This window comes from Nocardia sp. NPDC058705 (assembly GCF_042749305.1).
Classification (GTDB): domain Bacteria; phylum Actinomycetota; class Actinomycetes; order Mycobacteriales; family Mycobacteriaceae; genus Nocardia.
On the sequence record NZ_JBHYRN010000001.1, the window covers coordinates 633,915 to 646,379 of the forward strand.

The 12,465-nt window shown below is 69.0% G+C and carries 12 protein-coding genes; 7 read left to right on the top strand and 5 right to left on the bottom strand.

What is annotated here, in order from left to right; translation table 11 throughout:
* Nucleotides 1-12 precede the first annotated feature (12 nt).
* Together ACFW6D_RS02780 and ACFW6D_RS02785 are read right to left on the bottom strand one after the other, a co-directional pair.
* Nucleotides 13-1,578, bottom strand: coding sequence for a MerR family transcriptional regulator (locus ACFW6D_RS02780; protein WP_379324076.1), 1,566 nt, complete (start codon nt 1,576-1,578; stop codon nt 13-15).
* 33 nt (nt 1,579-1,611) lie between these two features.
* Entirely contained in the window at nt 1,612-2,286 is a 675-nt protein-coding gene (locus ACFW6D_RS02785; RefSeq protein WP_379324078.1) for a hypothetical protein, read from the bottom strand.
* A gap of 307 nt (nt 2,287-2,593) precedes the next feature.
* Between ACFW6D_RS02785 and cobG the strand changes: the two genes are divergently transcribed.
* Entirely contained in the window at nt 2,594-3,892 is a 1,299-nt protein-coding gene (gene cobG, locus ACFW6D_RS02790; RefSeq protein WP_379324080.1) for a precorrin-3B synthase, read from the top strand.
* 81 nt (nt 3,893-3,973) lie between these two features.
* Nucleotides 3,974-5,065: an RNA ligase (ATP) gene (locus ACFW6D_RS02795; protein WP_379324082.1), complete on the top strand. Its 1,092-nt coding sequence runs from the start codon at nt 3,974-3,976 to the stop codon at nt 5,063-5,065.
* Nucleotides 5,066-5,151: 86 nt separating this feature from the next.
* On the opposite strand, the gene ACFW6D_RS02800 is transcribed toward ACFW6D_RS02795, so the two are convergent.
* On the bottom strand, nt 5,152-6,336 hold the full coding sequence (locus ACFW6D_RS02800; protein WP_379324084.1) for a low temperature requirement protein A: 1,185 nt from the start codon (nt 6,334-6,336) through the stop codon (nt 5,152-5,154).
* A 36-nt stretch (nt 6,337-6,372) separates the two neighbouring features.
* Complete coding sequence (gene ddaH / locus ACFW6D_RS02805) at nt 6,373-7,272, bottom strand: dimethylargininase (protein ID WP_379324086.1); 900 nt, start codon at nt 7,270-7,272, stop codon at nt 6,373-6,375.
* 132 nt (nt 7,273-7,404) lie between these two features.
* On the opposite strand from ddaH, the gene ACFW6D_RS02810 reads away from it, so the two are divergent.
* The 5 genes from ACFW6D_RS02810 to ACFW6D_RS02830 all read left to right on the top strand — a co-directional run bounded on the left by ACFW6D_RS02810 (nt 7,405) and on the right by ACFW6D_RS02830 (nt 11,611).
* Nucleotides 7,405-7,842 carry an Lrp/AsnC family transcriptional regulator gene (locus tag ACFW6D_RS02810; protein ID WP_379230499.1) on the top strand — a complete coding sequence of 146 codons (438 nt, stop codon included), beginning with the start codon at nt 7,405-7,407 and terminating at the stop codon, nt 7,840-7,842.
* A 43-nt stretch (nt 7,843-7,885) separates the two neighbouring features.
* Nucleotides 7,886-8,521, top strand: coding sequence for a precorrin-8X methylmutase (locus tag ACFW6D_RS02815; RefSeq protein ID WP_379324088.1), 636 nt, complete (start codon nt 7,886-7,888; stop codon nt 8,519-8,521).
* Between the two features lie 5 nt (nt 8,522-8,526).
* Nucleotides 8,527-10,203: a precorrin-3B C(17)-methyltransferase gene (gene cobJ / locus ACFW6D_RS02820; protein ID WP_379324237.1), complete on the top strand. Its 1,677-nt coding sequence runs from the start codon at nt 8,527-8,529 to the stop codon at nt 10,201-10,203.
* 184 nt (nt 10,204-10,387) lie between these two features.
* A complete protein-coding gene (locus ACFW6D_RS02825) occupies nt 10,388-10,888 on the top strand; it encodes a ubiquitin-like domain-containing protein (protein WP_379324090.1) in 501 nt (166 codons plus the stop codon).
* A 150-nt stretch (nt 10,889-11,038) separates the two neighbouring features.
* On the top strand, nt 11,039-11,611 hold the full coding sequence (locus ACFW6D_RS02830) for a PadR family transcriptional regulator (RefSeq protein WP_379324092.1): 573 nt from the start codon (nt 11,039-11,041) through the stop codon (nt 11,609-11,611).
* A 6-nt stretch (nt 11,612-11,617) separates the two neighbouring features.
* On the opposite strand, the gene ACFW6D_RS02835 is transcribed toward ACFW6D_RS02830, so the two are convergent.
* Nucleotides 11,618-12,370, bottom strand: coding sequence for a cobalt-precorrin-6A reductase (locus ACFW6D_RS02835; RefSeq protein WP_379324239.1), 753 nt, complete (start codon nt 12,368-12,370; stop codon nt 11,618-11,620).
* Between the last annotated feature and the right edge of the window lie 95 nt (nt 12,371-12,465).

Consider the following 12,465-nt stretch of genomic DNA (forward strand, 5'->3'; position numbering starts at 1 on the left):
GTCAGCGGAGGTTCATCGGGCGGGTTCGCATGGCATGGTCAGCGTCGACAGTGCGCCGTCGTCGGCGGAGCGGACCAGGACGGGCAGGTCCGAGGCGATGAGGTCGAGCATCACGTCGGGACCGACAGCGCCCGCGGCGGCTGGGTAGAGGGTGGTGACGGTGAAGTGGAGCGTCATCGACGGGCCGGTGATCGTTGCGGGCAGGGCTCGCTCGGTTACCTGAACCAGAGGTTTCTCAGGGTTCGCGTACCGCTCCGAGGCCGCCGTGCCGGTGGCGCCGCCCGCACTACGTGGTGCGCCGCTCGGGCCAAGCCCGTCCGGCATCGACGCACCGGACGTGACTCGTTCGCCGCCCGTATCGTGCACGTCGGCGAGCCGGTCGTCCTGTCGCGGTACGCTGCCGCCTGGTGTGACGATCACAGTGCTCGGTGGGAACATTCGCAGGGCCACCGTTGGCGCGCTGGCGTTTTCGAGCGCGTCGAGCAGATCCGCGCGGGCGAGCACGACTCTGGTGCGGACCGGCGGGAGCGCTGCCAGCATCGCCCGGTAGTCGGGGAAGTCCTCGGCCGAACAACGGCAGTGGCGGGCGTCGGGGGCCGCGCCGAACTCGCTGTTCACGCTGCCGGCTATCCCGCCACCTCGAGCAGCGACCGAGCTGGCATCGGAATCCTCAGCGGCCGTGGCGAACTCGATACCGTCCGGCGTCGGTGCGATGGCCACGGAGTATTGGCGGCGCAACCAGGAGACCGCTGAGCGGAGATCCTCGGCGTCGATCGTGGCCGTCCACGGGGTCACGGCGGGGCGGGTCGGACGCAAGGTCCTGGTGGCCAGCCGGTAGCGGTCCGTGGCGGTGAGGATCAATTCCTGCGTATTCGCCTCGAACAGGATCGTGTCGAGCACCCGCATGGCCGGGTCGGCGACGGTAGCGGTCGCGACCTGGTCGATCGCAGCCGCCAGCGCCGGTCCGCTCACCCACAAGTCGTCGCGATGAGTTCTCGGTGCACCCTCGAACCTGTGCTCTGCGTTGCGCGCCATGGCGACCGGCGATGCGGTGACTGCCGAGGCGCCCATCGAACGGCCATCGGCCGAGCAATCGAGTCGCGCTGCGCCCTGATCGCTACCCCCGCTCCCGGGTTCGGAATCCGATCCATGCGAAGCGAGGCGAGCGTCGCGGGTGGCAGTCGCGGCGGCACCCTGATCGCTACTCCCGCCGCTGAGTTCGGACTCCGATCCGTGCAGGGTGAGGAGTGCGGCGCGCGCAGCTGTCGCGGCGGTGCGGATCGTGGCCTGGTGGCGGTCCAGGTCGGTGAGGTGGTGGTCGAGTAGAGCGATCGCGCGGAGGGGGTCGGGTTCGGTGAGGAGGGCGGTGACCGCGGGCAGCGGCATGTCGACGGCGCGGAGGTGGCGCAGGAGACGGGCCGGGGCGGACTGGTCGGGGGCGTAGTAGCGGTAGCCGGTGGCCTCGTCGATGACGGCGGGGGTCAGGACTCCCGCGTCGGCGTAGAAGCGCAGGGCGCTGGCGCTCAGGCCGCAGGCGCGGGCGAACGCTCCGATGGTGATCAGCTCGGTGTCGGGCACCGATTCATCCTCGGGGTTCGAGTTGGTCGAAGGTCAAGTCGTGGGGCGGTCGGTACCCGCGGCGACCATTTCCGGGGATCCCGTGCCCAGGTTGCGATACACGTTCGCGATCACCAGTTGGCCGAGGGCGTTGTTGCCGACGCCGCCGATCACCGCGCCGATACCGGCGGGGATTAGGGTGCCGAACAGCAACAGACCTCGTTTGACCAGGTAGTTCACGATGAAGCGCTTGGCAGGCGAGTCGGGCATGGACGACAGACCTGGGATGTGGTCGGTGACGACGGAGAGCCACTGACCGGTCTTGTGCCCCGCGGTCTCGTCGAGCACCCTCGTGCCCGCTTCGCCGAGCACCACCTTCGATACCAGGTGCGCCTGCCGCGGGTCCTCGGGGTCGAGCCCGTACGCGGCGGCGGCGCCGACCGACAGCACCGACGACGCTTCGAGGAACACGAGTGTGTCGACACCGGTCGCGGCCAGGCCGATCAGTGTGCCGACGCCGGGTACCGCGGCGGTGAGCCCGACGGTGACACCACTGGCGGTGACGACGACCAGGTACTGGCGCGACAGCCGCCGCACGATCTCCACCGGCGCGTCGTCGGGATGCCTGCTGCCGAGCCAGTCGACGTACCGATTCACGACCGGTGCCTGCGCTTTCGCGACCCTGTCGAGGGCTGGAACTACACGCTTGTCCACGAATTCACGCAACATGCGGCGACTCTCCTTGTCAGTACTCGGCCGGCGAAGGATCCGCCACTCACCCTAGGCGACTACCCCCGAAACGAGCAGTCACGCGAGTTGCGCTCGTCACGTCGGCAACCCACCGCTTCGGGCCGGGCCCTGGCACGTCCGCAACCCCTTGCACGCCAGGTTGGGCTTCGTCCCGCCAGCAGCGAGTCGGGACTCGCCGCGTCGGCAAGTCCCCACCATCGCGAGTCGGTCTGCCTCCGCGCGCCCAACGGGCTGGGCCGGATGACGGCTGGTACGCGCAGTGGCGGGTGCGTCGTAGGCTGGGCTCATGACCAGGAGTGCGCCCGATTCTTGCCCCGGAGTGCTGCGGTTGCACCAAGCCGCCGACGGGCCGTTGGCGCGGATCCGCGTGCCCGGTGGCCGGCTCGAATCGGCGCAGTTGCAGACCCTCGCGGATGCGGCGCGCGACCTGGGCAACGGCAATCTCGAGCTGACCTCGCGCGGCAACATCCAGCTCAGGCAGGTGCGTGACGCCTCCGAACTCGCCCTGCGATTGGGTACGGCTGGGTTGTTGCCGAGCCAGACCCATGAGCGGGTCCGCAATATCGTGGCCTCGCCGCTGTCCGGGCGAATCGGCGGTTTCGCCGATGTGCGGGGTCTGGCGGTCGACCTCGACGCCGGGCTGTTGGCCGATCCGCGACTGGGCGAGCTGCCCGGCCGAGTGCTGTTCACCCTCGACGACGGTCGCGGCGATGTGAGCACCCTGCACGGCGACATCGGCATTCACGCCGTCGGCGACAACGAGTTCGCGCTGCTCCTCGCCGGCTCCGATACCGGGCTTCGGGTCACCGCGGGCGAGGCGGTCGAGGTCATGCTCGACGCGGCGCGCGGCTTCCTCGACCTGCGCGGAACCAGCGACACCGGCCAGTGGCGGCTGCACGAGATCGCGGGCGGTGTCGAGTCGGTAGTCGAGACGCTGGACCGCTCCCCCGTCGGCGAACCTCTCGAACTCGGTGCGGCACACGATATTCCGATCGGCTGGCTCGACCAGGACAACGGCTTGGTCACCCTCGGCGCCGCAGTACCACTCGGCACCCTCTCGGCCAGGACCACCGAATTCCTCGCCGCCGTCGAACGCCCCGTCTTCGTCACCCCGTGGCGCAGCCTGGTGATCACCGACCTCGACGAGGGCCCCGCCGAAACCGTCGTCCGCGTACTCGCCCCGCTGGGCCTGATCTTCGACGCGAACTCCCCCTGGCTCCAGGTCAGCGCCTGCGCCGGACGCCCCGGCTGCGCCAAATCCCACACCGACGTCCGCGCCGACTTGGCCGCCGCCGTCGAATCCGATCGCGTTCTGCCCGAGGCGACCGCTGCCGCGGCGACACTCGAGCGGCCGACCGAGCACACCACCGCACCGGCCGATCCCGAGAACGTCACCGCGACCGCTGCTTGCGAGGGTCCGGTGCCCGACGAACTCGTCGCGGCCGAAGCCGTCACCGTGGCAGGTCGCCAGCACTGGTCGGGGTGTGAGCGCCGCTGCGGTCGCCCCCGCGGACCCGTGACCGATGTCGTCGCCACCGAGCACGGCTACCGCGTCGACACCGACGCTCCGACGACCACACCCTGACCTGCGCGGAGCAGGCGAAACTCGATCGACGATTCCGGGATCCTTTCGTACTCTTGCCTTCTCACTACGAGGGGGTTTTCCATGTCCACATTGCAGGTGACTGCCGAGCGGCTCGTCGTTGTTCCGCATCCGAATGCCGATCGGCTCGAGTTGGCCCAGGTCGGGTTGTATCGGGCCGTCGTCGCGAAGGGGCGGTACACGACCGGGGATTTCGCGGTCTACATTCCGGAGCAGTCGGTGTTGCCCGACGCGCTGATCGACGAGTTGGGGTTGACCGGGAAACTCGCCGGTTCGCTGCACAATCGGGTGAAGGCGGTGCGACTGCGCGGGGAGATCTCGCAGGGCATCGTGTGCACGCCGAGCGCGCTCGACGGGGTGGATCTCGCGGTGGCCGCGGACGACCGCACCGATTTCGCTGAGTCGCTCGGAATCGTGAAATGGGTTCCACCGGTGCCGGTTTCGATGTCGGGACAAGTCGAGTCGGCGCCGGATCTGTTGCCGTGGGTCGACGTGGAGAACATCAAGCGGTTCCCCGACATCTTCAGCGCCGGGGAGCCGGTGGTGGCGACAGAGAAGATCCACGGCACCGCCTGCCTGCTCACCTATGTGCGCGACGGTGACCGAATCCTGGTGTCGTCCAAGGGCGTCGGTGGTCGTTCGCTGTCGCTGACCGCGGCCGACCGCAACCTGTACTGGCGGGCCGTTCGCGCGCACGGGCTCGACGAGGCCGTCCGCAAGCTCGCCGCCGCGCTCGACGCCGACCGCGTCGGCTTCTTCGGTGAGGTGTACGGCGCCGGCGTGCAGGACCTGCACTACGGTGCGTCCGCCGCGCACGACACCTCGCTCGGGTTCGGCCTGTTCGACATCGCGGTGGACGCGGGTGGGCAGCCGGTGCGCTGGCTCGGCCATCACGAGATCACCGCCCTGCTCGACGATCTCGGCCTCACCCTGCCCCGAGTCCCGGTGCTCTACGAGGGCGCCTACGACGCGGAGTTGTTGATGGAGCTCGCCGAGGGCACCGAGACGGTCAGCGGCTCGGGCACCAATATCCGTGAGGGACTGGTGGTTCGGCCCGCCGTCGAGCGGCAGTCGCCGGTTCTCGGTGGGCGGGCGATCGGCAAGATCGTCTCCGCCGGGTACCTGTTGCGCGACGGCGGCACCGAGTACGAGTGAGCCCCACCGCGCTACGCGCACACAAACACCTCCTTCGGTCGAAATTCCGACCGATTCCGCGGAAAGTGTGCGCGTAGCGCGGTTGTTCAGCGGCCTTCGGTGGTGCGTGAGGTCTCGGAAACCACGGCGGCCGCGAGGGTGACCATCACCCCGAGCACCAACCACATCCCGCCGATATGCGGCGCCGCCCAGCCGAGCACGAGGGCGACCGCCAGGCACGGCACCGGCCATCGCAGCAACCATCGCGCTCCGGCGCTACGCACTCCGCCGAGGCCGCACACCAGGAAGAACGCGGCGAGGCCACCGCCGAGCACCCAGCCGAGCCCGACAGGCAGATGCCCCGACGGGTGGGCGGCGACCAGGCCCAACCCGCCCGCGACCGTCGCGATCGCACCGCTGATCGCGCAGTGCACGGCCATCACCCGCTGATAGGGCAGTCCGACCGATTCCCCGGCCTCCCCCATCAGGCGCGGCACGAACCCGAAGCGCAAGGTCAGCGCCCACATCGCGATCAGGCACAGGAACGCCCCCGCCCCGATGACGCACACCGACAGCGTCCATTCCTCCACCGAAATCGCCGCGATCACCGAGATCACGCCCTCGCCGAGCACGATGATCAGGTACTGGCCGAGCCGTTCCCCCAAGTGCGGCGCGTCGGCCCGCAGCGCTTGCAGTTTCGGCGGCGTCACCTCACGCGATTTCCGACCCGGGCCGCGGCGCAATCGGGCCCGCACCTTCCGTTCGGCATCGACCATCATCCGTTCGGAGTCGACGGCGAACATGATCCACAGGTCGATCGCCAGACCCACCGCCCATAGGACGAATTTCCACGGCGCGGGCACCCACAGCGAGACCAGCCACGGCACCGTGCCCGCGCCGATCTGCGCGATCGGCCAGTCCACCACGATCTGACCGCGCCGCCACGCCATCGACGACGCCACCCGCACCAGCAGATAGATCGCGGCGAAGACGTTCATGTGCTCGTCGGGCGCACCACCGACGGCGGCCATCATCACGCACAGACCGAACATGCAGCCGAACACCATGGTGGTGCGGGCCTGCTCGCCGGCGACATTGCTGTACACGGTGACGCACGCCCACACCACCCAAAAGGCAAGGTAGAGCACCACATACAGACCGAACTCGCGCAACGAGGGCCCGCGGTGCAGCAGGTGGGTGAGCTGGCCGATGCCCGCCACGGCGACAAGGTCGAAGAACAGCTCGGTCCAACTGGCGCGCCGCTCTTCGGTGGAGTGCGCAGGAGTCACCATCCGCCCAGTATGTGGGCGGATGACGTGCTGGTCGGGCTACCCGGCGGTCGTGTCGCGGCGGGTGTGCAGCTCGAGCACGCAGCATTTCACGCCGCCGCCGCCCTTGCGCAGTTCGGACATGTCGACCGGAACGGGGACGAATCCGCGCTCGCGCAGCTGGGCGATGAGGCCGGTGGCGCCGGGGTCGAGGAAGGCGTGTCGGCCGTCGCTGAGTCCGTTCAAACCGAAGGAAACCGCGTCGTTGTCGTCGGCGAGGATCGCGTCCGGGTAGAGCGCGGTCAACACCTCGCGGGCGGCGGGGCTGAATGCCGCCGGGTAATAGGCGATGGTCGCGTCGTCGAGGACCATGAGCGCGGTGTCGAGGTGGTAGAAGCGCGGGTCGACCAGTTCGAGGGACACGACCGGGATCCCGAAGAACCGCTCGACCTCCGCGTGCGCCGAAAGCGAGCAGCGGAACCCGACACCGGCCAGAATCCTTTGCCCGGCGAACGCGAAATCGCCCTCGCCCTCATTGGTTTCGGCCGCGGTGGTCAGCTCGCGCAGTTCGCGGGCGGCGAACCAACGGTGGAAGGCGGGGCCCTCGGCGGCGCGTTCGGGGTGGGCGAAGCGGGCCGAGAGGGCGTGTCCGCCGATCACGATGCCGCTGTTGGCGGCGAAGACCATATCCGGCAGACCGGGTTCGCCTGGCACTGTTTCGACCGTGTGGCCGTGCGCTTCGAGGGTGGCGCGCAGGATCTCCCACTGGGCGAGTGCGCGTGCCCGATCTACGGGCGCGGCCGGATCCATCCACGGGTTGATCGCGTAGGTGACGTCGAAGTGATCGGGACGGCACAGCACGTAGCGGCGCGATGAAGCGGTCCGCGCGGGTGCGTGCGGCGTGAACGCTGGTACATGCGGCGCGGACGCTGATGTGCGAAGCGGGCTGGCGGCGGTCATCAGGACTCCTGGCGGCTGCGCGGACGGTTTCCACGACCGTAATCGCCTGTCCATTGCACGGGTAACACCTATTCGTTGTGCATTCTGGTGCGAGAATGGATGATCGTTGCGCCATCGAGAAGGGGAACGAACATGGACGATATCGATCGCCGCATTCTCGCCGAACTGCTCGTCCGCGCCCGAGCCTCGTTCCAGGAGATCGGCTCGGTGGTCGGACTGTCCGCGCCCGCGGTGAAACGGCGGGTCGACAAGATGGTCGCGAGCGGCCAGATCACCGGATTCACCGCCCAGGTCAACCCGGCCGCGCTCGGCTGGACGACCGAGGCCTACGTCGAGGTCTACTACCGCGACAACATCTCCCCGGCCGAGCTACGCCGCACCCTTGAACCTATTCCGCAGGTCGTCGGCGTGTGGACGATCGCGGGTGAGGCCGACGCGCTGGTGCACGTGATGGCCACCGATATGGCCGAGATCGAGGTGACCGTCGAACGGATCAGGGAGAACGCCAGGGTCGGGCGCACCCGCAGTTCGCTGGTGATGTCGCGCATTCTCGAACGCCCCCGCACCTGAGCCGCGCGAGACCACGTCAGACCCAGGTTCTAGGGTTGTCGGCATGTCCGACGTGCGTGCCAGCTACCTCACCGACGGGGCCGAGATCTATCGGCGCTCGTTCGCGACGATCCGCGCCGAAGCGGATCTCGCCGGTTTCCCCGCCGATGTCGAGCGGGTGGCGGTGCGGATGATCCACGGTTGCGGGCAGGTCGACCTGGCCGCCGATATCGCCTACTCCCCCGGTGTGGTCGCCGCCGCGCGCGCCGCCCTGCACGCGGGCAAGCCGATCATCTGCGATGCCAACATGGTCGCCTCGGGTGTGACCCGCAAGCGCCTGCCCGCCGACAACGCGGTGCTGTGCAATCTCAAAGACCCGCGCGTGCCCGACCTCGCCGCACAACTGGGCAACACCCGGTCGGTGGCGGCGCTGGAACTGCTGCGCGACCAGCTCGACGGCGCGGTGGTGGCCATCGGCAACGCGCCGACCGCGCTGTTCCACCTGCTCGACATGCTCGACGCAGGCGCGCCGAGACCCGCCGCGATCATCGGCATCCCGGTCGGGTTCATCGGGGCCGCCGAATCCAAGCAGGCGCTGATCGAGTTCGGCGGAATCGAATATCTCACCGTGCGCGGTCGCCGCGGCGGGAGCGCGATCACCGCGTCGGCACTGAATGCTATTGCGAGCGAACAGGAGTGAGTGAGATCAGCACCGGCAAACTGTGGGGTATCGGCCTCGGCCCTGGCGATCCGGAACTGGTCACTGTGAAGGCGGCGCGCCTCATCACCGCCGCCGACGTGGTGGCGTTCCACAGCGCCAAGCACGGGCGCAGCATCTCGCGCGCCATTGCCGAACCGTATCTGCGCGAGGGTCAGCTCGAGGAGCACCTGGTCTACCCGGTGACGGTGGAGACCACCGACCATCCCGGCGGATACCAGGGTGCGATCGACGAGTTCTACGAGCAGGCCGCCGCGCGACTGGCCACCCACCTGGCCGCAGGGCGTACTGTCGCGCTGCTCGCCGCCGGTGATCCGCTGTTCTACTCCTCCTATATGCACATGCACCGCCGGTTGGCCGATCGGTTCGACGCCGAGATCGTTCCCGGGATCACCTCTGTCAGTGCGGCTTCGGCAGCGCTGGGGACACCGCTGGTCGAGGGCGAGCAAGTGCTGACGGTGCTGCCCGGCACGATGCCCGTCGAGGAACTTACCGAGCGACTGCGCAACACCGAGGCCGCCGCCATCATGAAGCTGGGACGCACGTTTCCCGGTGTGCGCCAGGCACTCTCGGACTCCGGCCGACTGGCCGACGCCTACTATGTCGAACGCGCGAGCAGCACCCGTCAACGGGTCCTCGCCGCCGCCGATGTCGACGAGGCCGACGTGCCGTATTTCTCGATCACCCTCGTACCCGGCCCGACACCGACCACGCCGATCCCGGCTCGCGACACCGTTGATCGGGCAACGCCGACCGCGGATCACGCTGCCGTGGCTCCGCGCCGGACGACCACCGCCGTAGCCACGTCCGGCGACTCGACGGGTCGCGCGGTAACGCCGACCAACTCGGCCGATACCGGCGCGGCACCGGATACCGACGGGAGTATCGCCCAAGTCACGTCCGAATCCTTCGTCGCACCAGGCGAAGTCGTGGTCGTCGGACTCGGCCCGGGCGACGCCGACTGGACCACGCCGCAGGTCACCGCCGCGCTCGCCGAGGCAACCGACCTCGTGGGCTACACCACCTACATCAACCGCGTCCCCGAGCGGGCGGGCCAGCGCAGGCACGCCAGCGACAACAAGGTCGAATCCGAGCGGGCCGCGATGGCACTCGATCTGGCCAAGCGGGGTGCTCGCGTCGCGGTCATCTCCTCCGGTGACCCGGGCGTCTTCGCCATGGCCGCGGCCGTTCTCGAAGTGTCGGCCGAACCGCAGTTCAAGGATGTTCCGGTGCGGGTGCTGCCCGGAATGACCGCCGCCAACGCCGTCGCGAGCCGGGTCGGCGCGCCGCTCGGGCACGACTACGCGATGATCTCGCTGTCGGATCGCCTCAAGCCCTGGGAGGTTGTCGCCCAACGTCTTTCGGCGGTCGCGGCAGCCGACATGGCGGTCGCCATCTACAACCCCGCCTCCTCGCAACGGCGCTGGCAGGTCGGCGCGATGCGCGACGTCCTGCTCGAGCACCGCAAGCCGAGCACCCCGGTCGTGCTGGGTCGCGACGTGGGCGGGACGACCGAATCGGTCCGGGTGACCACCCTCGGCGAACTCGATCCCGACGAGGTCGACATGCGCACGCTGCTGATCATCGGCGCCTCCACCACCACCGTCTTCGACACGCCGGAAGGCACCCGGGTTTTTACTTCGCGCAGGTACGGGTCCGCGTAGGCCCGAAGACTCGGCCGGTCGGCCCACGCGGCCGCGACTCTCGACTACCCACGGGGTCGCGGGGCCCGGCGATACCGGCGTGCGGTGGCACACTGGTTCCGCGGGTTCGCCCGCAAGCGTGACAGCTCGTTCCTGGTTCGATTCCCCAACGCGTCCCACGAGGACGATGAAAGGATTCACCACGATGAGAGTTCAGCACCACGCACAGCACACTCTCGCTACCCGATTACGGCGCGGCATGACGGTCGGCCTGATCGCCGCCGCCATGGCGGTTCCCGTCGCTGGCATCGCCTCGGCACAAGCGCCGGCGCTACCAGCGGCACCCGAAGCACCGGCGGCACCCGCCGCGCCGGCCTTACCAGCGGCACCCGCCGCACCGGCCGCACCCGCGGTACCGGCCGCACCCGGATTGCCCGGCCTGCCGGGTCTGCCCGGATCACCCCTGGCCGACAGCGCCACCAGCATCACGCTGACGGTCAACGGCCTCGACGGCGAACCCATCGCGGTCGACATCGACGCCACGGCCACCGTCGAGGATCTGAAGATCCTCATCGAGGAGCAGACCGGCGTCGCGGCGGCCGAGCAGCAGCTCGTCACCGACAGCGAGGTCAAGCTCGAGGACTCCCGAACGCTGGCGTCCTACGAACTCACCGACGGCGCCGTCGTGAATCTGGCGCTGGCCTGACGGGACGATCCTCGCGGCGGTGGCGCTCAGCGCGCGAGCACCACCGCCGCACCCCGCTCCCGGCGAACACGCCGCAACCTGCCACTCTTGGTGGACCGCACCGCCAGGCGTAACATTCCACTGAGGAATGTAGTTCGAAGGAGCTGACCGTTGACCGAAGCCGCGACTCGACGCCGCCCGCTGAACTCCACCGCGGCCTCGCTACTCGGGTTCCTGCACGAGGGCCCGAAGTCGGGCTGGGATCTGGCCACGCAGGCCCAGCAACGCATCGGCGACTTCTGGACGATCACGCAGAGCCAGGTCTATCGCGAACTGTCCACCATGGACGCCGCGGGCCTGGTGACCAAGGGGGAACGCGGCGCCAGGGAGCGCACGCCGTATCGGATCACCGAGATCGGGCGCGAGGCGTTCGCCGAATGGATCAGCCGCGATCCCGGCGCCGAGACCATCCGGGTGCCGCTGCTGCTCACGTTGTCGTTCGGCGAACATCTCGACCCCGCGCATCGCGATCGGATCATCGCCGCCAACAAGAACATTCACCAGGACCGCCTCGACCGCTACCTCGACGAAGACGAGACCGCGCTGGCGCCACACCAACGCGCCACCCTCGAATTCGGCATCGCCTACGAGCGCGCCGTCCTGCACTGGTTCGACCAGCTGCCGACGATCTTCACGCCGTCGAACCCGCCACCGGCGGATTTCGGCATCGCACGTCCCGACTGACCTGGTTCAGCGCACCCGGTGCGACGCGGCCTCGTGCAGCCACTCGATCGCGTCACCGACCTCGGCGACAGTCACCGCCCCCGGAGGCAGCGGCGGCCGGTCGATCATGATCACCGGCAAGCCCGCCGTGCGCGCGGCGAAGATCTTCGCCTCGGTCTGCTCGCCACCACTGTTCTTGGTGACCAGCACATCGATGCGGTGACGCGACATCAGCACGAGCTCCTCGTCGAAGGTGAACGGCCCACGCGCCAGCAGCAGTTTGGAACGCGGCGGCAGCGGGACCTCGGGGGCGTCGATGGACCGGATGACGAAACCGTGCCCGGTGCAGCCGACGAACGCGCCGACCCCTTGACGGCCGATGGTCAACAGGACTTGTTCGTCGCGCGCGGTCAGGGCCGCGGCCGCCGACGCGAGATCGGGCACCCTGGTCCACAGGTCACCGCGCCGCTGCACCCACTCGGGGCGGCGCAGATGCAGCGCGGGAATGTCCAGATCGGCCGCGGCAGTGGCGGCATGCGCGCTCACCTTCGCGGCGAACGGATGGGTCGCATCCACGACAGCATCGATCGCGTTCTCGCGTAGCCAGGTTCGGAGGCCCTCGACACCACCGAACCCACCCACGCGGACCGCACCGACCGGAAGCCGCGGATTGGCGACCCGACCGGCAAGGGAGGACACGATATCCAGTCCACGCTCGCCGGACGCTCTGCGCGCCAACTCCCTGGCTTCACCGGTGCCACCGAGGATCAGAACTCTCAGGACAGCCCTCCGAAATCATCGGCACCGGCCCGGGCGGTAACGCCATCGAACTTCGAGTACTTCATGTAACTCTCCATCATGGAAAACGAACCGGG